The organism is Parapusillimonas sp. JC17, assembly GCF_052180245.1.
In the GTDB taxonomy this organism is placed as follows: Bacteria; Pseudomonadota; Gammaproteobacteria; order Burkholderiales; family Burkholderiaceae_B; genus Parapusillimonas.
The window spans coordinates 2738390-2761270 of the sequence record NZ_CP197474.1 but is presented as its reverse complement, the minus strand read 5'-3'; the positions used below and the strand labels follow the sequence as shown (position 1 = coordinate 2761270).

Annotated in this window: 15 protein-coding genes and 1 pseudogene; 4 read left to right on the top strand and 12 right to left on the bottom strand. The window is 60.3% G+C overall.

Features of this window, described 5'->3' with window-relative positions:
* Positions 1-58: 58 nt before the first annotated feature.
* The 3 genes and pseudogenes from ACSBPU_RS13330 to ACSBPU_RS13320 form a co-directional block, all read right to left on the bottom strand.
* A pseudogene (locus ACSBPU_RS13330) lies at positions 59-883 on the bottom strand (NYN domain-containing protein); the annotation flags it as partial.
* Between the two features lie 83 nt (positions 884-966).
* Positions 967-1905, bottom strand: coding sequence for an ABC transporter substrate-binding protein (locus ACSBPU_RS13325; RefSeq protein WP_442592569.1), 939 nt, complete (start codon positions 1903-1905; stop codon positions 967-969).
* Positions 1906-1979: 74 nt separating this feature from the next.
* A complete protein-coding gene (locus ACSBPU_RS13320) occupies positions 1980-4025 on the bottom strand; it encodes a diguanylate cyclase domain-containing protein (protein WP_442592568.1) in 2046 nt (681 codons plus the stop codon).
* 137 nt (positions 4026-4162) lie between these two features.
* Between ACSBPU_RS13320 and ACSBPU_RS13315 the strand changes: the two genes are divergently transcribed.
* A complete protein-coding gene (locus ACSBPU_RS13315) occupies positions 4163-7168 on the top strand; it encodes a bifunctional diguanylate cyclase/phosphodiesterase (RefSeq protein WP_442592567.1) in 3006 nt (1001 codons plus the stop codon).
* Between the two features lie 41 nt (positions 7169-7209).
* Here the strand turns inward: ACSBPU_RS13315 and ACSBPU_RS13310 are convergent, their stop codons facing one another.
* Entirely contained in the window at positions 7210-8217 is a 1008-nt protein-coding gene (locus ACSBPU_RS13310) for a tripartite tricarboxylate transporter substrate-binding protein (RefSeq protein ID WP_180067964.1), read from the bottom strand.
* A gap of 97 nt (positions 8218-8314) precedes the next feature.
* A complete protein-coding gene (locus tag ACSBPU_RS13305; RefSeq protein ID WP_442592566.1) occupies positions 8315-9898 on the bottom strand; it encodes an EAL domain-containing protein in 1584 nt (527 codons plus the stop codon).
* 291 nt (positions 9899-10189) lie between these two features.
* Between ACSBPU_RS13305 and ACSBPU_RS13300 the strand changes: the two genes are divergently transcribed.
* A complete protein-coding gene (locus ACSBPU_RS13300; RefSeq protein WP_442592565.1) occupies positions 10190-12304 on the top strand; it encodes a S9 family peptidase in 2115 nt (704 codons plus the stop codon).
* Between the two features lie 122 nt (positions 12305-12426).
* Here ACSBPU_RS13300 and ACSBPU_RS13295 read toward each other — a convergent pair whose 3' ends face one another.
* Positions 12427-13734, bottom strand: a complete 1308-nt coding sequence (locus ACSBPU_RS13295) for an MFS transporter (protein ID WP_442592564.1) — start codon at positions 13732-13734, stop codon at positions 12427-12429.
* Positions 13735-13752: 18 nt separating this feature from the next.
* Positions 13753-15837: a TonB-dependent siderophore receptor gene (locus tag ACSBPU_RS13290; RefSeq protein ID WP_442592563.1), complete on the bottom strand. Its 2085-nt coding sequence runs from the start codon at positions 15835-15837 to the stop codon at positions 13753-13755.
* 296 nt (positions 15838-16133) lie between these two features.
* Between ACSBPU_RS13290 and ACSBPU_RS13285 the strand changes: the two genes are divergently transcribed.
* Positions 16134-18218, top strand: a complete 2085-nt coding sequence (locus ACSBPU_RS13285) for a putative bifunctional diguanylate cyclase/phosphodiesterase (RefSeq protein ID WP_442592562.1) — start codon at positions 16134-16136, stop codon at positions 18216-18218.
* Between the two features lie 42 nt (positions 18219-18260).
* Here the strand turns inward: ACSBPU_RS13285 and ACSBPU_RS13280 are convergent, their stop codons facing one another.
* The 3 genes from ACSBPU_RS13280 to ACSBPU_RS13270 form a co-directional block, all read right to left on the bottom strand.
* Positions 18261-18533, bottom strand: coding sequence for a hypothetical protein (locus ACSBPU_RS13280; RefSeq protein WP_442592561.1), 273 nt, complete (start codon positions 18531-18533; stop codon positions 18261-18263).
* 143 nt (positions 18534-18676) lie between these two features.
* Entirely contained in the window at positions 18677-19105 is a 429-nt protein-coding gene (locus tag ACSBPU_RS13275) for a hypothetical protein (RefSeq protein WP_442592560.1), read from the bottom strand.
* A 66-nt stretch (positions 19106-19171) separates the two neighbouring features.
* Positions 19172-20185 carry a GlxA family transcriptional regulator gene (locus tag ACSBPU_RS13270; RefSeq protein WP_033471737.1) on the bottom strand — a complete coding sequence of 338 codons (1014 nt, stop codon included), beginning with the start codon at positions 20183-20185 and terminating at the stop codon, positions 19172-19174.
* A gap of 63 nt (positions 20186-20248) precedes the next feature.
* On the opposite strand from ACSBPU_RS13270, the gene ACSBPU_RS13265 reads away from it, so the two are divergent.
* Entirely contained in the window at positions 20249-20551 is a 303-nt protein-coding gene (locus tag ACSBPU_RS13265) for a putative quinol monooxygenase (RefSeq protein WP_007182542.1), read from the top strand.
* Between the two features lie 632 nt (positions 20552-21183).
* On the opposite strand, the gene ACSBPU_RS13260 is transcribed toward ACSBPU_RS13265, so the two are convergent.
* Positions 21184-22479 (bottom strand): type II toxin-antitoxin system HipA family toxin, encoded by a 1296-nt coding sequence (locus ACSBPU_RS13260; protein ID WP_442592559.1) that lies wholly within the window; start codon positions 22477-22479, stop codon positions 21184-21186.
* Positions 22469-22729: a helix-turn-helix transcriptional regulator gene (locus tag ACSBPU_RS13255; protein WP_442592558.1), complete on the bottom strand. Its 261-nt coding sequence runs from the start codon at positions 22727-22729 to the stop codon at positions 22469-22471. The genes ACSBPU_RS13260 and ACSBPU_RS13255 overlap by 11 nt, the downstream gene beginning before the upstream one ends.
* Positions 22730-22881 lie beyond the last annotated feature (152 nt).

Here is a 22881-nt window from a genome sequence, read left to right as displayed (position 1 = left end):
GGGTACGCATATTGCGCCGGCGCCGGCGCGGTTTGGCTGCCGGTTCCGCGGGTTCGGGGCGGAATACATAGGTGCCGGATTTTTCGTCGCGGCCTAGCGTCAGTTGGCCGCGCGCCTGGGCTTCTTCGAGCAGGTTTCCGAACGCCTTGAACCCGTAGTAGCTTTCGCTGAAATCGGGCTTGCGGCGCTTGATCGCCTGCTTCAAGGTGGAGGCCCAGATCTTTCCGCTTTCGCCGCGTTCCGACAGCAGCGCATCGAAGGTATCGACGGCCATGGCGACGGCGACGTCCTTGAGGGTGGCCGTATCTTCCGTTGCCCGGACGGCGCTGTCGTTGTCGGGCGCCGTTTCGGGCGCCTCTTCGGCGGGGGCCTCATGCCGTCTGGGACGCGGGCTCTTGCTTGGCGCCGTCCGTACCAAGTCGTCGTAAAAGATGAATTCGTCGCAATTGGCCACGAGCAAGTCGGACGTGGACTGTTTGACTCCGACGCCGATGACCTGTTTTGCGTTTTCGCGTAGCTTGGACACCAGCGGCGAAAAATCGGAATCGCCGCTGATGATGACGAAAGTGTTGACGTGCGATTTGGTATAGCAGAGGTCCAGCGCGTCTACCACGAGACGGATGTCGGCCGAGTTTTTGCCGGACTGCCGCAAGTGCGGGATTTCGATGAGCTCGAAATTGGCTTCGTGCATGGACGACTTGAAGCCCTTGTAGCGCTCCCAGTCGCAATACGCCTTCTTGACAACGATGTTGCCTTTGAGCAGAAGCCGTTCGAGAACGGGCTTGATGTCGAATTTTTCGTATTGCGCGTCTCGCACGCCCAGCGCGACGTTCTCGAAGTCGCAGAACAGGGCCATGCTGACGTTGTCGGGACTGGATGCCATGATACTGCTCCGGGTGACGGGTCTGCATCTATGATACAGAAGAAGCAGCGCCCGTCACGGCGCATTGCCTGATGGCGGGCAGGCTATTTCATGGCGGTCAGCAAGCTGTCGGTGATGTGCTTCAGATTGTTGAGGCCGCCACCCATGACATACCAGCCGTTCGGGTCCACGTAATAGACTTTTCCTTCTTTGTAGGCGCGCGTCTGATTGAGTTCGGAGTGCTTGGCCAATGTGTCCGCAGCGGTTTTTTCGCCATTGTTGATGGCGCCGCGATCCAGCACGATCAGCCAGTCAGGATCTGCCTTGACGATGTCCGAAATGGTTTGCGCCCGTTTTTCGGCGGCTGCCTTGGCTTCGGGAGAACCCGGTTCCGGGCGCGGCTGCGCCGGTGCGTTGGGGTCTTTCGCGGGCAGGACGGATTCCGTGCCGGTGAGTTCGTAGGCGTATCCGAATCGGTCGCCCGGCGCATGCGCCATGACGTTGCCTTTCATGACAAAGAGGAAGGCCGACTTCTTGCCTTTGTTGATGCGGCGTAGTTCTTCCACATTCTTTTCTATCGAGGCAATGGCGGCTTCGGCCTGGGCTTTCTTGTCGAATGCCGATGCCAGTGCCAGGTTGGAGGTCTTGAAAGTGCCAAGAAAGTTTGAGGGGTCGCTCGCAAAGCTTACCGTGGGGGCTGTTTTCTGGAGTTCGGGAATGGCTTTCGCCGAACGGCCGCCGGCGATGATCAAGTCGGGCTGGAGCTTTTGCAGTACAGGATAGTCCGGCTCGAACAAGGTGCCGACCACCGGGGCCTGGTTGAATTTTTCGAGATCGCCTTGGTAAACCGATTTTGGAACGCCCGCGACAGGGACGCCCAAGGTATTGAGGCTATCCAGCGCAGCCAGATCGAAAGTGACGATTTTCTTGGGCGTATTCGCCAGTTTCAGAGAACCCTCGCTATGGGCGAGTTCGAAAGCGGCGACCGGGACGGAAAAGACAAGGGCGCTGCCCAGTGTGATCAGACGAGTAGAGAGATTCACGTAGTATTCCAGCTTGTTGTTGAATGAAAATGGTTCTCATTATATTGCCAATCGGGAGCCATGGGTATGGAACGTCAAAGCGTCCTGGGGGCGGTTCCCTTGAGGCAATAACGATTGCGTCCAGCCTGTTTCGCCTCGTACATCGCCGCGTCGGCGAGCGTCATCAAGGTATCGATGTCATCGCTATGATCGGGAAACAGCGCGATGCCGATGCTTACCTGCACCGTCAGGAGCTGGCCCATCACGGGCAATGGCGCTTGCAGGCTTTCCAGTATCTTGCGCGCGACGGCGCCGGCGGATTCGGCGGCGTCGATCTTGGCAAGGAGAATCACGAATTCGTCGCCGCCTTGCCGGGATACCGTATCCGTGGCGCGCACTGCCTGCCGTAGACGCTGGGCAACGCCTTTCAAGAGCTCGTCGCCTCCATCATGTCCGTAGACATCATTGACATGCTTGAAGTGATCCAGGTCCAGGAACATCAAGCCCACTTTGTACTGATTGCGTCCGGCCTCTTTCATCGCTTGGCCAAGACGCTCCATCAACAGGCGGCGGTTCGGCAGATCCGTGAGGGGATCATGGTAGGCCAGGCGACGGATCTCTTCTTGATAGGCCTTGATGTCCGTCATGTCGCGAAACGAAACGACCGCCCCCATCAGCTCGTCGTCGCTGGTAAGGGGCGCAGCGGTCACGCCGACAGGAAAGGCCGTCCCGTCTTTGCGGTAGAAGGTTTCGTCTTCGTTGCGGTAGCGTTTCCCGGTGCTGGCCGCGGCCTGGATGGGATGCGAATCCGAGAGGGCCGGTGGCGCGCCTGCGCCGGGCGGACGAAAAATCGTGCCGGCGCTCTGGCCCAGCATCTCTTGCCGGCGCCAGCCCAGCAGCCGCTCGGCTTCGGGGTTGGCTTCCACCACGCGAGCCTGTCTATCGAGCACGACCAGGCCTTCTCCCAGATACTGCGTAATTTCCTGGTGCCGCCGGTTGTAGCGCTCGATGGCGCGGCGCAGATGCCGTTGGTTTACTACTGTTTGAGAGACATACGCGGCAAGCAGCATCAAGAACGCGAGGCCGGCGATATATATCGTTCTGGTGAGTTCATCTGCGACGATGCTGGCTGAGGGTATTGCGGCAAGCGGAACCAGCGACACCACCTTCCAGAAGTATTCACTCTTGGAAATGCCGGTGCCCGGGGCATGGAGCTCGTCCTTGTGTGTCAGACGCATCGTGCCATAAGTGAAAAGTCCTGCCTCTTTGTCCATCCAGTGGCCGGTTTCCCCGGCATTGAAGGCTTGCCAGGCTGCCGGGTGGCGGTGAGCAAATGCAGCCGGGTTCTTCAGCATGAATTCCCAGGAATGAGCCGGATCGGGCGAGGCCAGCCAATTGCCGTCTGAGCTGAGCAGCATGGCTTGCGAGTAGTCGTCCTTCATCAACTGGCGGAACCGGTCTATCATGGTTTGCCCATACAGATTGAGCATCATGATGCCACGCCGCTCGCCGCCGGGCGTGAACAGCGGGGTACCGAAGCGGATCGTGGGGTTGTAGGGCCGCTCGACCTGTCCGTTTTCCATATTCAGATCCAGCGGCGACACGTAGACGTCCCCGCGTTCCTGGCGCAAGGTGGCGGACACGAAATACTGATCGCTTTTGTTTTGCAGGACATCGGCCGGAACTTCCACGGGAAGCCCGCCGCGCTGATCCACTCGGATGACTTCCATGCCGGAGGCGTCCAGGTAGCTGATCTTGTGATAGATTCCCTTCTCGCGGGAAATCGTGCTGAACAGGTTGGCGGACCGCTCTATCGCCAGGTCGCTGGGGTCGGCGGCCAATGCGCGCATGGTGGGAACATTGGCCAGTGTGAGCAGATCGGATGCGATCATGTCGAATCGGTAGCCCAGGATGCTTGCCGTTTTCGCAACCTTCGCCTGTTCCTGTATTTTCAGTTCCTGGAGCTCGCGTTCGGCCTGGAAAAACGTCAATGCCTGCACGATCGCGGTGAACGCAAGCGCCGTCAAAAGATAGCCGATCAGAAAAAGCTTGATGGTCTCCAGCTTGACTGCTGACGTGCGCGGGCTTGGGGCCGGCTCTTGCATTGCATGCCTTTCGTCGTTGATTGCCTTGGTTTTCATGCTCCGACATTCTACTGCAGCAGGGCGGGCGCCTGCCAGGCGCCATGTCGTCGGATTGGTTATGATGCAGTCAGCAAGCCCATGAGAAGCACGCCTGTCCGCAAGCGGTAGGGCATCACGCCGCAGAACTGGCCAACATGAAGACAGCAAGCAAATCAGTTTTCGCAACGATCATCGTCGCGGTCGCGATCGTGAATATATTCATGATCGGCCTGCTCGCGCTTGCCCTGGATACCGCACGCGAGCGTAAAGAAGCCGAAGTCCGCACCACGGTGGAGAACCTTGCGCTGCTGCTCGATCAGAACGTCATGGGCGCGGTGAACCAGGTCGATTTCTATCTAAGAGAAATACAGGTCTACCTCGAGCGGGAACTGAGAACATCGGGTGCGCTGGACGAATCAGCGCTGAATCAGCTGTTGCGCGCCAACGGCAACCTGGTGTCAGAGGTCGTCGATTTGCGGGTCATGGACGCATCAGGTGCCGTACGATTCGGGCGAGCGGCCTTGCGCGACGCCACGTCCAATTACGGCGATCGCGAGTTCTTCAAACGACATGAAACCAATCCTCAGGCCGGCACACAGGCGAGCCGCCTGCTGCAAGGGCGCGACACCAATGCATGGGTGCATATATTTTCACGCCGCTACAATCATCCCGATGGCAGCTTTGCCGGCGTGGTTGCGGCGGCTGTGCCGGCAAGCTACTTCCAGGGCTTGCTTTCCGGCCTCGATCTGGGGCCGCATGGCATTGCATTGATGCGCGACCTGGACATGGCCTTGATCGCAAGGCATCCGCCGGTGTCGTCGCGCGCGGGCCAGGTCGGCGCGGTGGGCGGATCCATAGAGCTCGCACAGCTGCTGCGATCGGGTGCGGCGTCGGGCACGTTCTACAGCGAGAAGACGGCGGACGGCATTACACGCACCGATGCCTATCGGCGGCTTTCGGCAATGCCCGCGTTCGTTGTGGTCGGCCTGGGCGAAAGCGATTATTTGCTTCAATGGCATGACGACGTCAAAAAGGCGTTCATTCTGGCGGGCCTGTTTCTTTGCTTTTCGCTCGTTTTTTCCTGGGTGCTGTGGCGGCTGATCAGCTCCAGGGAAGGCGCTACGCTGCGTAGCCAGACTCTACTCCAGCACGCCAGCGATGGCATTCATATCCTGGATCTCGAAGGCCATCTTCTGGAAGCCAATGACGCCTTCCGCAAGATGCTGGGCTACGAGGCCGACGAGATCGCCGGCATGCATGCCTCTTGCTGGAGCCACACCACGTCGGCTTATGATGCACGCAATATCGTCGATCGCCTGCTGGGCACCAAGGACGTCTCCTCCATAGAGACCACCTTTCGGCGCAAGGACGGCCATATCTATCCGGTAGAAATCACATCCAGCATCGTCGACCTGGAAGGGCAGCAGGTGATTTTCAGTTCCGCCCGCGATATTACCGAGCGGAAGAAGACCGAGGATACCCTGCGCATCACCGCCACCGCTTTCGAGTCGCAGTTCGGGATGCTCATCACCGATGCCGACAAGGTGATTCTGCAGGTCAACAAGGCGTTTTCGGAGATTACCGGATATTCGTCCGACGAGGTCGTCGGCCTCACTCCCAGTCTTCTGAGTTCGGGCAGGCACGATGCGGATTTTTATTTCCGGATGTGGTCCGACATCATCCAGCGGGGAGCCTGGCATGGCGAGGTCTGGAACAAGCGCAAGAATGGCGAGATCTACCCGCAGCAGTTGTCCATCGGGGCCGTGAAGGACAACAAAGGAAAAATTACCCATTACGTTGCCACCCTGATGGACATCACCGCGCGCAAGGTATCGGAAGAGAGAGCCAGGACACTGGCGTATTACGATCCGCTTACCAAGCTGCCGAATCGGCGTCTGCTGATGGAACGGCTCGATCATGCGCTGCGGGCGTCGGAGCGCCACAAGAGCAAGGGGGCGCTGCTGTTTGTCGACCTGGACAATTTCAAAGCCGTCAACGATACCGCGGGCCATCAAGAGGGCGATCGGCTCCTGGAACATGCCGCCGAGCGGCTCTTGGCGTGCGTTGGCCAAGGAGACACCGTGGCAAGGCTGGCCGGCGACGAATTCGTGGTGATACTGGACGGGCTGAGCGAACAGGGAATCGAAGCGGCCACCCAGGCGCGGACCGTGGCGGCAGAGATGGCCGAGGCGCTCAGCAAGCCTTATGCGCTCGGCAGCATGGAATACCGCGGTTCGGCCTCCATCGGGATCACGCTGTTCGGCGGCCATCCGGAAAGCATAGAGGAGCCTCTGAAAAGGGCGGACCTGGCCGTCCATCAGGCCAAGGCGTCGGGCCGGAACAAGGTGCAGTTCTTCGATCCCCACATGCAGGCCCAGGTGAAGGCGCGCGTCGAACTCGAAGGAGGCCTGCGCCTGGCAATGGAGAAATCGCAGTTTTCGCTTTTCTTCCAGCCGCAGGTCACCGGCACCCGGCGGATCACCGGCGCCGAAGTGCTATTGCGTTGGCATCATCCCGAGAAGGGCATGATTTCGCCGGCTCGGTTTATTCCGCTGGCCGAGGAGACCGGCTTGATCATCCCTTTAAGCCGATGGGTGCTGGAACAGGCATGTGCCCAGTTGGCGATCTGGAAACAGGATCCGCAGATGTCGCAGCTGGCTTTGTGCGTGAATGTCAGCGCCAACCAGATCCGGCAGGATACTTTCGTTTCAGACGTATTGCGCATCCTCGACAACACGGGCGCCGATCCGCATCGCCTTAATCTCGAGCTTACCGAGAGTTCGCTGGTGACCGAGGTCGAGAGCGTGATCGCAAAAATGGACGTTCTGAAGGCCAGGGGCGTTTGTTTTTCACTGGACGATTTCGGCACGGGCTATTCGTCTCTCGCATACCTGAAGCGGCTCCCGCTGGATCAGCTGAAAATCGACCAGGGATTCGTGCGCGATATTCTGATCGATCCGAACGATGCGGAGATCGCCAAGATGACCATTGTTCTGGCGGGCAGCCTGGGCATTTCAGTCGTCGCGGAAGGGGTGGAAACAGAATCGCAGCGACAATTCCTTGAAAAGCACGGCTGCCATAGCTATCAAGGCTATCTGTTCGGGGCGCCCATGCCTCTTGAGGATTTCGAGCATCTGTTTTCCACCGAGTCCCGCCATTGAACCGCCGCCGTCACGGTGGCGGCCCATGGCCACGGCTTGGCCTATTGCTTCTTCAGGCCCGCGGATTCGACCAGGGCATGATTCGCTTCAAACTCATCGGCGATCTGCTTGGCGAAATCTTCAGGCGTACCCGGCGCCGCGATATTGCTGCTGTCGGACATCAGTTTCTGAATCTCGGGGCTGTTCACGACGGCGTTGATTTCTTTATTAAGCCGCTGCAGGATGTCCTGCGACAGGCCGGCCGGCGCGAAAAAGCCGAAAACCGACATCATGTTTGCCTTGCCGTAGCCGAGCTCGGTGAAGGTGGGTACATCGGGCAGGAAGGCGACACGGGCCGGCGCGGCGATGGCCAGCGGCCGAAGCGCGCCTTCCTGGATATGCGAGGTCACGGAAGGGCTGACGTTCATGGAAGCCACTTCGAATTGGGCACCCAAGGCATCGTTGATTTGTTGCCCGCTACCCTTGTACGGAATATGGGTAAGCTGGACGCCGCCCAGTTTCTGGAACTGCTCCATCATCAAATGCCCCAGCGAACCGGAGCCGGACGTGGCCCAACGCAAGCTTCCGGGCTCGCTCTTGGCGGCTTTCAGAAGGTCGTCGACATTCGAGCCTTTGAATGACTTGGTTCCTAGCAGTACGACGGGCGACACCATGACGCGTGCGACGGGAAGCAGGTCTTTCTGCGGATCGTATTGAACCGGATTGAAGATGGGAGACAGTGAAAGAGGGCTGACGGCGGAGAAGGACAAGGTATAGCCATCGGGCTTGGCCTTGGCCAGATCGGCCATGCCGATGGTGCCGCCGGCTCCGCCTTTGTTTTCGACGACGAAAGTCGCTTTCAGGCGTTCGCCCAGCTTTTCCGAAATAGCGCGCCCGATGACGTCGCTTACCCCGCCCGCCGCGTAAGGGATGATGATGCGCACCGGCCGCTCGGGCCACGCTGCATCCGCAGCGAAAGCGGTCGTTGCCGGTGCGGCCAGCAAGGCGGCCAGGGCGGCGCCGGCTGCGAAGGCACGGCGGAAGGTTGCGGTTGCCGATGGAAGATTCATCGTGAAAGTCTCCTTGTTTTATTGCGATTCTTGGTTATGGGTTGATCGAAGCGACAGTGTTGCGCAAGGCGGCGATAAAGACAAGGTGGCGCGGCGTCTACCTGAACTTGGCGATGAAGGCGGCAAATTGCGCGACCTCCATGGGACGGGCCAGCGCATAGCCTTGTCCGTAGCATACGCCCGCCGCTGCCAGGAGCCGCGCTTGTTCCGCGGTTTCGATGCCCTCGGCAACCGTTTGAGCGTCGATGGCGCGAGCAATGTTGATGATCTCGGGGATGAGATTGGAGCGTACCGTGGCGTCTTCGAGTTCGTAGATGAACGAGCGGTCTATCTTCAGCAGGTCGGGGGACAGCTTGGTGACGGACTGCAGATTGGAATATCCCGTGCCGAAGTCGTCCACGGCGATGAGAAAGCCTTGCTCCTTGAGCCGCCGAACTTCGGAAATCAGTTGACTGGACAGGCTGTGTTCGGTGATCTCGATACAGATCTCCAGGTCGGGTCTTCCGGCGGCCCGCAACGCATTCGTCAGGACGGGAATCAGTTCGTCCGGACGCACGCTCTCTGGAAAATAGTTCAGGGCGACACTGAACCGGCCGTCCCAAGCGGGAAGATATGCCGCCAGCTCACGGATCGCCTTTCTCGTGACGGCGTGATCGAGCCGATATTCCAGTCCGGCGCCAAGGATGGCCGGGATCATCTTGTCGGGCATCCACAGCTGCTTGCCTTCCTTCATCCGCGCCAATACCTCGCAGCCGACGGGACGCAAAGTCTTCAAGTCGAACACGGGCTGATAGACCAGCGACAGATGGGCTTCATTGCACAGGAAACCGATGCGGTTGCGCAGATCGCGGAGCTTCGTCACATAAGGGGCGATCGTGCCGACGGCCAGGGCCGTGATCAGCAGCGAGGCGGCAAGCAGCGCGGGAAGCAGCATGCCGTTCTGCCTGGCTATCGTCACCAGGCTGCGCTGTGTCTGCAATACCATGTCGAGGCCGGGCGTGGCGGTGGACAGCTCGTAGCCCAGTCCGCGCAGCTCGAAATCGGAATGCTCCAGCCGGCCCGCGCGCTCATGCATGCCTGCGAGTGTTTCGGGATCGACGGCTGCGCTGAGCAAGGCCAGGCCGTCCGCGGTGCGCAGCCAGGCGGCATCGGCGCTGGCGTAGATGCCGCCGGTGGCGTAGGGACTGATGACCACATTGAAGGGCGGACGCTGTATGATGACGGCCGCGAACATCTTGTCGGCCATCGTCAGGGGCACGCCGTTCAACAGTTCCAGGCCGGTGCGCGAGACATGGACGGGATAGTCGCCCTTGATCGGGATCGCAAGACGGCCCAGGGCGGTCGAACAAATAAGCCGTCGGTCTGCATCCAGCAGGCCGATCTCGCGTATGTAGCGGGCCAGCAAAAGATGGGTATTGAGATGCAACAGGTCTTCGTCGCTGCAATCCAGCTTGTCGTGCGTGGTGAGGTGGTCAAGCAGTTCGCTGCTTTCAGCACTGATCGCCTGGAAGATGCGCATCGCGTCGCCATGCCGTTGAGCGACCTGGTTTTTGTCCAGCCATGCCGTGATGATCACCGCGACCAGCGCGAGCGAGACGGCAGTCAGTATCCCGGCCCCATATATGAAAACCTTCGGCCTTTCAGCTATCTTCAGAAGCAACCAGTAGCGTGCTTTGTGCAAATGGGTCTTCCCGGCCCTCGACAGGCGGCAGTGGTCGGATCACGGGTCATGCAATGACGATCGAATTAGATTATGTATATAAACGATGAAATGCGCCAGTTCGCGCCAGAGGGGTCAGACCCCGTACGGGGTCTGACCCCAACGTCCATCAGTTTGCGCCAGAGGAGGGGTCAGACCCCATGCGGGGTCCGACCCCAACGCTCGCCGCCATGACGGGGTCAGACCCCGCATGGGGTCTGACCCCAGGCTGCGCTACAGTATCAAAGATCGCCAACTTGTTTCTTCCTCTCCATGTCCTTAGCCCCATTGTCCGCATCCGCTGCCCCCTGGCCTGAAGTCTCCCCTCCTGTTGCACGGCGCCTGGATCATGAGATCCGGCAGCTTGGGCGCGTGCGTGTCGATTCCTATGCCTGGATGAAATATATCCCGCCATCCGGGTCGCGCACTTTGGAATCGCTGCCGCCGCCTTTGCGTGAGCATCTGGAGGCCGAGATGGCGTATGCGCAGGACGTTTTACTTCCGCTGAAGGCCGACGCGGAGCGGTTCTACGAGCACATGGCGCAGCGGGCCCCCGAGATCAGCGAACCGCTGCCTGCATCATCCAAGGGCTGGCGCTACGATTTCAAGCTGCCCGCTGGCCGGGCACATCGGATTTTTTCCCGCGTAGATCCGGGCGGGGACACGCAATTGCTGTTCGATGAAGGCGCGCGTGCGGACGGCCATGCCTACTATCGCGCCACCGACCACCAGCCCAGCCTCGATGATCGCTACTTTGCATGGGCGGAAGACGTGATCGGAGATGATCGTCACCGCATTTGTGTCCTTGACATGACCAGCGGCGTCGTCCGCACCGTGGTTCAGGCCGATGCCTTTGGCTACGGCGGTTTCACCTTTTCGCCATCGTCCCGCTATCTGTTCTGGATATGGCGCGACGCGCACAGCCGGCCGACACGCCTGTACCGCTCACCGGTCGAAGGCGGCGTAGCGGTGCTGGTCTACGAGGAGCATGATCCGGCCATTTTCATGCAAGTGGCCCGTACGGCCGCCAATGGCTTTGTCGCGCTGACGCTGGCCGGTCCCGATACAAGCGAGGTCCATTTGATCGCGGCCGAAGCAGAGACCGCTCCGCTGCGGCTCGTGCGGCCGCGCCGGCGCGGCGTCCGCTACGAGATAAACGAATGGAACGATACGCTGCTGATGCTGACGGATGCCGACGACGCCACGGACCGCAAGCTGCTTGATATCGACCCTGCGAGCTTTGCCGTCCGGCGCGTGCGCGTACCGCATCGCGCCAACACGCCCATCGTTGCCATCCTGCCTTTTGCCGATATGCTGGTGCGGCTCGAGCGGGCGGACGGCCTGCATCGTCTGGTGCTGATGCGTCCCGACGGCAGCGAAACGTTCGTCGGCTTCGATGAGCCGGCCTATGTCATCGATCTTGCGCCCTCGCAACCGTATGATGCCCGGCGGCTGCGTATTGTGCATCAGGCCCCTGCCAGCCCGCCGCGCTGGCTGGACATCGACTTCGCCAACGGCTCTTGCACCGTGGCGGGGCAGGAACGCCTGAGCGGTTTTGACCCCGGGGCTTACCAAGTTGAACGCCTGCATGCCACGGCGCCCGACGGCGAAACCGTGCCCATCACGATGCTGTCCCGCAAGGACGTACGGGCGGACGCACCGCTGCCCCTGCTGCTGACGGGATATGGCGCCTATGGCATAGCCTGCGAGCCTCGCTTTTCCCTAGCAGCCACCGCGCTGGTGGATGCCGGTTTCCGCTATGCCATTGCGCACGTGCGAGGCGGATCGGAGAAAGGCCGGCGTTGGTATCAGGACGGATGCAGAGAGAAGAAACGGAATTCAATGACCGATTTCATCGCCTGCGCGCGGTACTTGCAGGACAGCGGCTACGCGGCGCCCGGAAAGATCGTGGCCCATGGCGTGTCGGCCGGCGGGCTGCTCGTCAGCGGCGCCATGAATATCGACCCCACATTGTGGGCGGGCGTAATCGCGCAAGTACCTTTCGTCGACATGCTCAACACCATGAGCGACGCGGATCACCCCTTGGTGCCGCTGCTGCGCCCTGACTGGGGCGATCCGCTTTCGGACCCGCATGCGTACGACCACATGGCGGCTCTTTCGCCTTACGAAAATGTGGGACGGGCCGCTTATCCGCCCGTACTGTGCACCGCCGGCCTGAAGGACGACCGCGTCCCTTACTGGGAGCCGGCGAAGCTGGTGGCGAACATCCGGCATCATTCCACCAGCGGCAACCCGGCCGTGCTGCGCCTGAATCCCGACAGCGGCCATCAGGAAAGCGATGACCAGAACAGCGAATTCGCGCAGGCGGCATTGTTATGGGCGTTCGCCCTGCATTGTGTGGGGGGTCAGACCCCGTACGGGGTCTGACCCCATGCTGGATTGCGGCGGCTCGATTGAGGGGTCAGACCCCGCATGGGGTCTGACCCCATGCCACCGATTGGGGGGTCAGACCCTGCACCGGGTCTGACCCCATGTCACCGTTTGAGGGGTCAGACCCCGTACGGGGTCTGACCCCGTGCCTGGCCTCTTGTTCGCACAAAAGACCGCAGGGAACAGAGCGCCGATACGATGAGGGCCGGGATGGCGGTGAAGGTAATCGCGCGTGTCATTTGCCCGCCGAATACCCAGTCGGAAAGCGTGCCGGCCAGCAACGGACCGCTGGCGCCGAACACGGAGACGACAAAACTCCATATTGCGAAGCTGCGCGCCCTGAGGAAAGCGGGGGCGAGATCCTGCAGCATGGTGGGAACCAGCGCATTGGCCGTGCTGGTCACGAACAGCGCCATGCCCACGATGACGAAGGCGTGCTCGAGCATGTCCACCGTGGCCAGCGCCAGCACCACCGGCGCCGCGATCAGCGCGCAGACACCCATGATCAGTGGGCGTACCGCCTGGCCCAGGCGTTGCGCGAGCGCCCGGTCGAGCAGGCCGGCGATGGGCAGGCAGCCGACGCTGGTCATCAGGACGATCAATCCCATGGCATGGCCGATCTGGCCGGGCGCGGCATGGAATCTGCGTTCCAGCGCCAGCGCAATCAGCTGGCTGATCGCCTGTACGGCAATCACCAGACAGCCGGCCGCACCGACGAACAAGCCGATGGACTGTCGTCTCTCCCAAAGAAAACGTCTCAACGAAGTATCAGCCGCGAGATCTGTATTTCCCATGCTCCGGGGAGGATCCGCGGTCAGTGTGCAGAGCACCAGCAGAGGTGCGCCGGCAAGGGAAAGCAGCAGGAATGCGCTGCGCCAGGGCTCGATCGGCAAGGGAATCAAGTCCGCGGCGGACGAAAGCAGGGCGCCGCTGAAATAAAATCCCCCGCTCGCGCCTGCGGACACCAGCGCAGCGAAACTCAAGTTGGCCAGCACGCGATGTCGTTCCGGCGCAAGGTCTGGAATCATCGAATATACCAGTGGCACCATCGCGAACTCGGTGATGCCCGCTGCCGAACGGCCGATGAAGAACAGCGGAAAATTGGGCGCTAGCGCGCTCAGTACCATCATGGCGGTCGAAGCCAGAATGAGACACAGCAGCACCCGTTTGCGGGAAAAGCGGTCCGCGAAACGGGCAAGCGGTACGGCAAGCGCGCTTCCGACCAGCACGCCGGCCAGCCCTTGCAGCGCGCCCAGGGCGGCATCGCCGACGCCAAAGCTCTTCTGTATGGCGGAAAGCGATATGGCCTGCAGGCCCATATCGCTCATTTGTACGCCGGCGGTAATGCCCAGAAAAGCAACGGTGAAGAGGCCCTGCGCAGTCCAGCGATCGGGTGCGCGGTGGCACGCTTCATTTGAAACCGTCATGTATCGGAACGCGGCCTGCTACCATTGATAGGAAAGTTGCAGATCGATCGTCCTGCCGCCTCCGTAGTAGCAATAGAAATCGCAACCAGACACATAGGTTTTGTCGGTAAGGTTGCGGGCATTCAGTTGCAAGGTCCAGTCCCGGTTGAACTGGTATTGCATCATCAGATCCAGCAACGTGTGGCTGGCGATGCGCTCGCCGGGGTAATAGCGTTCGTCTTCGGTCGAGCCGTTGTAGCGCGCGCCTGCCGCCACCGTCAGCCGGTTGCTGTTCTGCAGGTTGAAGCGATGGCTGATCCACAGGCTGGCCTGGTGTTTCGGAATCAGCGGCGTGCGGATGGTCTGGGCCGCGGTGATGTCCTGGCGCGAATGATTGTGGGTGTACGAGGCCTTCACCGCTGTGTTTGGCGTGATGTTGAAATCGCCTTGTAACTCCACGCCCTTGTTGGTCCGCTTGCCGCTTTGCGACTGGATATTGGACGCGTCCGAAATCAGCGCGTTCTTTTCCTCGATATCGAAATAGGCAAGTGTCAGGGTACCGTCCAGCCACGAGGGCTCGAGCTTCAGGCCGACTTCCGTCTGCTTTGCCTCATAGGGCTGGTAGGTGTTGCCATAGCCGTCGACGCCGGCGACGGGCTTGAACGATTCCGAATAGCTGATGTAGGGCGAGACGCCATAGTCGCTGATGTACATGGCGCCAACGTTGACGCTGTTGCGGCTCACGTCGTAGCTGGTATCGGCACCGCTGATGTTGCCGTGACTCTTGGCGCGATCGTGGCGAATGCCGGCATTGAAGTTCCAGTTCTTGCCCACCCGCAATTGGGCGGAGGCATAGACGCCCAATTGCTTGGAGTGCAGATCGTAAGGCGTGGCGTTCACTGTGAACGGCGCGCCGTATACGGGCGCGAACATGTCCAGATTCGGGGCGAGGCCAAAGCCGTTGTTCTGGCCGGACGTGTCCGATTTCAGATAGTCGAAGCCGGCGGTGTGCAGCAGCTCGATGTTGTCGCTCAGGCGCAGCTTGCCGCTGACCCGATTGTCGATATAGTGGTTCCGAGTGCTGCCATCCGTGAAGGTATAGCCGCGCAGGAGCTCGCGGTTGCCGTCCGAGCCATAGGCGAACACGTTCTTCTGATCGACGCTCAGGCGCGAGAACTTATAGTTCTGCGTGAAGGTCCAGTCGTCGGAGATCTCATGGCTCAACAACCACCCGGCACTGACCTGCGTGCGCTTGAGTCGGTCGAAATCGGGCTCGCCGGCATTCAGGCGGCGATCGATCATGCCGTAGGGCGTGCCGATGATGGTGCCGTAAGCAGGCAGAAAGCCGTTGGTGGGGCGGCCGTCTTCGTGCTGGATGCTGGTCAGCAGCGTCAGCGATGTACGGTCGCCGATATCGAAGGTCACGCTGGGGGCCAGGTAATAGCTCTTCATGTCCGTATGCCGCTGCATGCCGTCCTCGCGGCGCGCCTGGGCGACGATGCGGTAGTAGACGGTGCCGTCGTCATTGGCGATGCCGTTGTAGTCGATGCCCAGCCCCATGCGCTTGCGATAGCCCAACTCCGCGTTCATCAGCAGGGCTTCTTCTTTGTGGGGCCGTTTGGTCACCAGGTTGACCACGCCGCCGGCTTCTGATGCGCCGAAAATCAGCGAGTTCGGTCCCTTGAGCACTTCTACGGATTCGACCCCGAAGAGCTCGGGCTTCCAGACAAAATATCCGTTCGGGGTAGTGGGCGTGCCGTCCAGCGAGATGGAAGCGTCGAAACCACGGATCTTGAACCATTCCACCTTGTTGTCCGCGCCGAACGGTTCGCTGAGGATGCCGGCCTGGTAATGCAGGGCTTGGTCCAGCTTGCGAGCGCCTTGGTCCTCGATGTCTTTGCGATTCAGCACTGCGCTGGAGTTCGGAGCGTAGAAGTCGAGGCTTTGCAGATCGCCGACGGTTCCGACGACGGTCACGGTGTTCAGGGTCTGGATGGAAGAGGCATCCGTTCCCGATGTCGATGCGGCGTTGGTCTCTTGCGCATGGCCTGGTGCCGCCAGCATGATTCCGCTTGTTATCGCCAAGACCGCCCAAGCATAAGTTGGATAGGTCGTTTCTCGCATGTTGTTTTTCTCCGTAGTCGGTTGTGGGGCAAATGCTGACGCTCCAGAACCTGATGGACCGAAGCGGCCGGTAACGGATTTTAATTGAATTGAGAATTATTCTCGAATTTGTTTCAATTTCCCCCCTGGAATGTGACCATCCCACCACGCGGATCAGTGGCCTGGCAGCCACGCTGCACGGCGCATGATATGCAGCCGGTGGTGGAGCTTCGATGCCGAGTGAAGTATGCTCGTCACCAACACGGACAGCCAAACATCATTCTCAAATTGCCCGCAGGCCGCCAGGACTCCACTTTATGCTTCAAAGTAGTTACAACACCGTTCTGGTCGTTTTCTCTTTTCTGGTCGCCATCCTTGCGTCATATACCGCATTGAGCATGGCCAGCCAGATCACCAAGACCAGCGGCAGGGCGGCCGGCTGGTGGCTGGGCGGCGGCGCCTTTGCCATGGGGCTGGGCATCTGGTCCATGCATTTCATCGGCATGCTGGCTTTCAGCCTGCCGATAGAACTGGGCTACGATGCCTGGCTTACCGTGCTTTCGCTGCTGGTGGCCGTTGCTTCCTCTGCCTTCGCCCTGTGGATAGCCTGCCGCCGCAGGCTGACCATGCCGCGCCTTTGCGCGGGCGCCGTCATCATGGGACTGGGTGTGGCCGGCATGCACTATCTGGGCATGGAAGCCATGATGATGACACCCCGCATCGTCTATGACCCCGCCTGGTTCGCATTGTCGTTGATCATCGCCGTCAGCGCCTCGGGCGCCGCTCTCTGGATCACCTCTCACCTGGGACGCCGGGCCTCGTACCGCGCCATCCTGAAAATCATCGCTGCCGTGGTCATGGGCTGCGCCATCGTCGGAATGCACTACAGCGGCATGCAGGCCGCGCAATTTCCGATAGGCAGCATATGCGGGGCCGCCAACGTGGGCGTCGACACTCACTGGCTATCCATTCTGGTCGCCATGGTGACGATTGCCGTGCTTGCCATCGCCCTGATCATCACCATGCTGGACAGCCGGCACGCCTCTCATACCGGCGCGCTGCACCTTTCACTGCATGAGGCCAACAAGGCGCTGGAACACATGGCCTTGCACGATGCGCTGACCCGGCTGCCCAACCGCGCCCTGCTCGAAGACCGCATCGAGCAGGCCAGGCAAACGGCGCTGCGCAACAAGACCCGCTTTACCTTGCTCTTCATGGACCTGGACGGATTCAAGGCGGTGAATGACGCATACGGCCATGCTGTCGGCGACGCGCTCCTGATCGAGACGGCCCAAAGGATCAAGGCAGGCATCCGCGGAGAGGACACCGTGGCCCGCTTCGGAGGCGACGAGTTTGTGGTGCTTAGCCAGATCGGCGATGCCGAGGACGTCGCCACCCTGGCCTCCAAGGTCGTCGAGATCATTTCCAAGCCGTACAGCATACAAGGATTCGAGCTGCGTCTTTCCACCAGCATCGGCATTGCCATCTATCCCGAAGACGGGCTGGATGCTCAAGCCTTGCTGATCAACGCGGATGCCGCCATGTATTACCGCAAGGACGTGGGGCGCAATGGCTATTCATTCTTCGACCCTTCGATGAACGCCAATGCGGAAGAACATCTGCAACTGGTGCAGGACCTGCACCAAGCCGTAGACCGAAATGAACTGGTCTTGCACTACCAGCCCAAGTACGACGATCCGGATGGCCCGATCAAGGGCGCCGAGGCCCTGGTGCGCTGGTTGCATCCGCAACGTGGCTTGGTCATGCCCGATCTTTTCATACCCACGGCGGAAAAAACCGGATTGATCATGGACATCGACAAGTGGGTGCTGAATGAAGCATGCAGGCAGCTCAAGGTATGGCGTGGGCAGGGGCACGACTGGACTGTGTCGGTGAATCTCTCGCCGCTGCAGTTTGCCCACGCCGATCTGATCGAGACGGTCAGGGCCACCATCGAGCGGCACGAGCTCCCGCCCGAATTCCTGACATTGGAAATCACGGAGTCCACCGCCATGCGTAATGTGGACGACAGCATGGACATCCTCGAGCAGTTGGATGAGCTGGGTGTGAAGATTTCCATTGATGATTTCGGCACCGGGTATTCCAGCCTGCTTTATCTCAAGCGGCTGCCCGCCAGCGAGCTGAAGATCGACCGGGGGTTCATCAGCGAGCTGGTGCGTGACACCGAAGACGCGGCCATCGTGTCGGCCATCATCGCCCTGGGCAAGGCGCTGCAACTGAAGATCGTGGCCGAAGGCGTCGAGACCCAGGACCAATTGGATTTTCTGAATGAACTGGGCTGCGACTCTCAGCAAGGCTATCTGCTCGGGCGCCCAGTGCCCGCCGCAGAGTTTGCCTGCCAGAACGCATTTGATGCGGTCAAGCTCAGTGCAGGACGCTAGGCCGGCGTCAATTCATGCCGGGCCACCCGAACAGTGTTCCAGTTACTTGCCCACCAGCCACGAGGCGACACGAGCAAGGCCGCCGCGGCCATTGGCCGCGCGTCCCAGGGCGGCCGTTCCGGCAGCCGTCAAGAGCATCGATCTCATCGGGGTGCGGGTCCGGCCGGCCGCAACAAGAAGGGCAATTCCCGCCAAGGCGACGATGAGGTGTTCGCCGGGAAAATCGGGGCGCGTCCGGTCCCAACGTTCGAGCTTGCGAGCGGCAACCGAGACGGAACGCGTCGCGGTTCGAGCCTTGTTGAAAGTCTTGTTCAAATCATTCTCCCTGCGTGCTGTTCGTCGAGCCGGATGACCGGAGCTTGAGGAACCGCAGCAAGCAGGATGCCAGCCGTCAAAAATGGGGAAGAGCCCAAAAAAATAGCCAACTTTTGAGTTGGCTATTGTTTAACTTATTGGCTTTATTGGAAATTCTGGTGGAGGGGCAGCACCCGGCACCAAACGACTATTGAAGTACGCAATAGAAGCGCTGCGGGCTGCTGCGAACCATTGCGAACTCGATCGTAAAGCCTGCCCGATTGTAGACCTGCAAGCAGGTTTCTCAGCCATGCTGGTCGCCGGAAACGGGCATCAAACTCGTCTGCGATGGGATGTCGGCTCAATTCCCAAACCCGGAATCGAACCCGTGTCGGCACGGTAGCCCAAACGGTGGGCTCGGCGGCTGCGTCATTGTTGGCGGCGGGGTCGGTGAGCCGCCGAATCGTCAGGGCACAGCGTTGCTCAATCAAGGTATTGATTTGCTCAACCACGACATTGCCAGCAAAACTTTGTCCGGGGTCAAACTGGAGCTTGCGCGCCGTGGCGGGCAGTAGTTTTGTCAGTTTGTCCAAATGCGCCGTTTGGCCTGCGTCAGTTTCCTGGCAGTCTCCAGCCGTACATACGCCAAACGCCTCTGGTCATCCACCGCGTCGCAACTCCCTGACACCCCGGCCCAGCTTGCGGCGCAACAGGGCCCGCAGGGTCACCCCATCCGAGTACCCGACCTGTGCGGCGACTTGGTCGACGCTCGCGTTTCCGGTGCGCAAGAGATGGACGGCATGCTCCACGCGCAGGTCCTGGAAATACGACAGCGGTGTCTTGCCCAAAACGCTTTGCAGCCGCCGCGCCAAGGTGCGCTCGCTTGTGCCCGCGGCGCTGGCCGCCTCGGCCAGCGAGAACCCCTTCGCGAGCCGACGTCTGGCCCAGCACTCGAAGCGCTCCACCATCGGGTCGGCATGCGCAAGGTGGTCGGGAATTACGAACTCGGCTTGCGAACTGCGTGCCTCGACCAGCAGATAGCGTGCCACTAGGGCCGCCAGCGCCGGACTGCGCCCCCGGATGATGCGCAAGGCCAAGTCGACGTGGGCCAAAGCGGCACCCGCGGTAGTGAAGCGTGTCGAGTTCACGATCATGCGTGACTCGTCCAGCGTGACGTTCGGATACCGCTGCCGAAACATCGGCCCCAGCCACCATGACGTCGTTGCACGATGCCCATCAAGCAGGCCACTCTCTGCAAGCAAGAAACTACCGGAGCAGGCGGCACCAAGGTGCGCGCCAGCGGTGGACCACTGCTGTAGCGCGGTGACCGCATCGGGCACGTCGGGGCGTGTGAGCCGAGCCGAGAGCGTGTCAGGCATCTTGTCACCAAACGCGGGCACGAGCACGACGTCTGGTTCCGGCACACCACGCGCAGTGACCACGGGGACCGTCAAGCCTTGCGCAGTTCGGATGCGACGCCGCACGCCCACCAGAGTGAGCTCTATGTGCGCGGGAGCCTGTGGCAGCGAGCCCGACATCGCATTGGCCAAGCCCACTGTGTCAGTGAGCGCCGCAAGCCCCAGATCAAACACGCCATCACAAACAAGGATGTGGAGTTTCATGGCAACAATGATATCAAAGTTGTCATTATTGCCTATAGAGATGGCTGTCATGAAGACTTAGACTGCAGTCTCGTCGAGCCCTTCACCTAACCCATTTACCCAAAGGATTACAGTATGACCAAGCTCGCCCTGTTTGTTCGTCTCGAAGCCAAACCCGGCCAGGAGGCTGCGCTTGCCGACTTCCTGGCCAGCGCACTGCCGCTCGCCAACGCCGAGTCCGGCACCACTGCCTGGTTCGCATTGAAGTTTGGCCCTTCGACGTTCGGTGTGTTCGATGCCTTTGCCGATGAGGCAGGTCGCCAAGCACATCTGAACGGCCAGATCGCCGCGGCCTTGATGGCCAACGCCGCGACCTTGCTCAGTTCTCCGCCCAATATCGAGAAGGTCGAACTGCTTGCAGCCAAACTGCCTGCATGACAACCCGGCCTTGACCCAGTCAGGTCACGCTGCAGGATGGGGGGCACACGGCCCTACGCAGCGATCCCCCCTTGATTGCACTTGCCAGGGAGCTACCTTCCACAGCGATTGGGGGGCAATATTGCAGCCAGAACTTCCAAGCTGCGTCAGCAAGCAGGGGCAACATCAGGGCTAGCTGAGATGTTCCGATTCGTCGGGTAGTTATCGAGAAGTACCGACTGTTTGCAACGTGTCGGTACCGAGAGCCGTCTGGGCGAGCCAGATTTCCGGCCCATTGGAAGTCCGCAGTCCGCAAGCGCGGATCGATCGAGCGACTTGTTGAAAATCAACGACCTAGCATCGGGCCGTGCGGACTAGTGAGGGTTTCTGGGGGTTCGTGCGTGACGATTCGAACTCCTGCAGGGTCTCGGTGGGGCAGCACCCCGCACCAAACGACTATTGAAAGTACGGAATCGAAGCGCTGCGGGCTGCTGCGAACCATTGCGAACTCCATCGAAAAGCCTGCCGGATTGTAGACCTGCAAGCAGGTTTTCCAGCCATGCCGGTCGCCGGGAACGGGCATCAAACCCGTCTGCGTTCCAGTGCCAGTTCAAATCCCAAACCCGGAATCGAACCCGCGTCCGCATGGTGGTTCAAACGGAGGTCTCGGCAGCTGCGTCATTGTCGGCGGCGGGGTCGGTGAGCCTCCGAATCGTCAGGGCACAGCGTTGCTCAATCAAAGTATTGATTTGCTCAACCACGGCATTGCCAGCAAAACGGTGTCCGGGGTCAGACTGGAGCTTGCGCGCCGTCGCTGGCAGTAACTTTGCCAACTCCAGAATGCGCCGTTTGGCCTGCGCCTTGGTAAAGCGTACGCCTTCGGCGAACTGCTCCCAATGCCGCGCCTGGACTTCGCTGAATTTGTACTTGCTGCCGATTTTCATCGCCATCTTCTGCGTCAGGGTTGGATACACCGCCGTCGAGAGCGTGTCGTAAAACGGTGCCAGAACGGGTGTCTTGCCTGAGTACAGCAGAGAGAAATTCTTGGCGTGCGCATCATGATTGCCGATCAGCGCATTGAAGATCACGTAGTCGAGCAGTCGCAGGACTTGCGGTGCGCTGGGGCGCGTCGCACTGCGCACCAGATCAAAACACTGGACCAGATCTGGTCCACCTTCATTCTGGTACTTCATTTCGGGCACCACGCCCAGTGCCTGGCAAAAATCCTCTTGATGAAGCCGTTGCCGCTGCCCCTGGGCATCAATCAGTCGGTCGTAGCGTTCAACCAGCAGAAACGAGCGATCCAGCACAAAGTGAACTTTCGATTTCGCGGGCTTGAGCTGCATGGCCTCAGCCAGCGCCATGCAAAACCCTTCGTTGATCACGCTATCGTCAACCGCGTGAATGGCTGGCTTCAAGATGTGCGAGCTGGGTGTTCCATTGAGGGGCAGCCCGATGCGTGCCCCCTCAAAGACCACCGGTAGTTTGTCCTGGGCTCCCGCCAAAGAAAGCCGCAAGCCGTCTTTGCCAGCCAGCATGGGGCGGCGCGGCAATTCATCCAGGATGGCAACGACTTCGTCGTCGCTCAGCCATTGAACGTCATCGCTGCGTGTTGGCGCAGGCAAAGCCTGGCCGGGCTTAAGGAAGGTCACGGCCCCGGCGCATTCGCCGCCGATGTGGTCCAGCAGCGCAAAGTCGTTTTGACCAGACACCTGGAACTGCTGCGCAATCAGGCGGCGCATTTGCCCTTCAGGCAGAAGACCCGCAAAGAAGGGGCGCGTTCTGCGATCGTCGAACGGCTCCGCTTGCAGGGGGAGTGAGGCGGACAAGGCAACGGCGTCTTTGTGTGACAGCCAACCGGGTGCGTAGCAAAAGTTTAGCCGCCCATCGACCAGCGCCAGCGTGCCGACACGATCTGCGAATAGCCAGACTTCCAGCTCATGCGCCATGGTCGCCACCCTCGCGTTGATCATTGGTCACAGATGATGGCCACCCGCTCAACTGGACCTCTCCACCCAATGCATCAATGACCCGCAGTACGTTTTCCAGTCTTAAGGTGGGCTTGCCTGCTTCAAGGTCGACAATGAAGCGCACACCCACCCCTGCCGCCAGCGCCAGCTGGGGCTGGGTCAGCCCGAGCTGCTTGCGAGCGGCACGCAGTGCATCGCCGAGTTGTTGGGGTGATCGAATGGATGTCATGGCTTGCTCAGTTTCCCGTTCGGGAAATTATCAGCCACAACCGGACTATGTGCAAGCGATATTTCCCGATCGGGAATGCTGAGTGCGATTAGGTCGTGGATTAGCTATATATTTCCCGATCGGGAATTTTTTGCGTGTCTTGCTTCCAAATT

Coding starts and splice junctions, on each gene's coding strand:
- ACSBPU_RS13320 (WP_442592568.1), bottom strand. CDS start 4,025: ATGAAAACCAAGGCAATCAACGACGAAAGGCATGCAATGCAAGAGCCG.
- ACSBPU_RS13315 (WP_442592567.1), top strand. CDS start 4,163: ATGAAGACAGCAAGCAAATCAGTTTTCGCAACGATCATCGTCGCGGTC.
- ACSBPU_RS13310 (WP_180067964.1), bottom strand. CDS start 8,217: ATGAATCTTCCATCGGCAACCGCAACCTTCCGCCGTGCCTTCGCAGCC.
- ACSBPU_RS13300 (WP_442592565.1), top strand. CDS start 10,190: ATGTCCTTAGCCCCATTGTCCGCATCCGCTGCCCCCTGGCCTGAAGTC.
- ACSBPU_RS13295 (WP_442592564.1), bottom strand. CDS start 13,734: ATGACGGTTTCAAATGAAGCGTGCCACCGCGCACCCGATCGCTGGACT.
- ACSBPU_RS13290 (WP_442592563.1), bottom strand. CDS start 15,837: ATGCGAGAAACGACCTATCCAACTTATGCTTGGGCGGTCTTGGCGATA.
- ACSBPU_RS13285 (WP_442592562.1), top strand. CDS start 16,134: ATGCTTCAAAGTAGTTACAACACCGTTCTGGTCGTTTTCTCTTTTCTG.
- ACSBPU_RS13270 (WP_033471737.1), bottom strand. CDS start 20,185: ATGACAGCCATCTCTATAGGCAATAATGACAACTTTGATATCATTGTT.
- ACSBPU_RS13265 (WP_007182542.1), top strand. CDS start 20,249: ATGACCAAGCTCGCCCTGTTTGTTCGTCTCGAAGCCAAACCCGGCCAG.
- ACSBPU_RS13260 (WP_442592559.1), bottom strand. CDS start 22,479: ATGGCGCATGAGCTGGAAGTCTGGCTATTCGCAGATCGTGTCGGCACG.
- ACSBPU_RS13255 (WP_442592558.1), bottom strand. CDS start 22,729: ATGACATCCATTCGATCACCCCAACAACTCGGCGATGCACTGCGTGCC.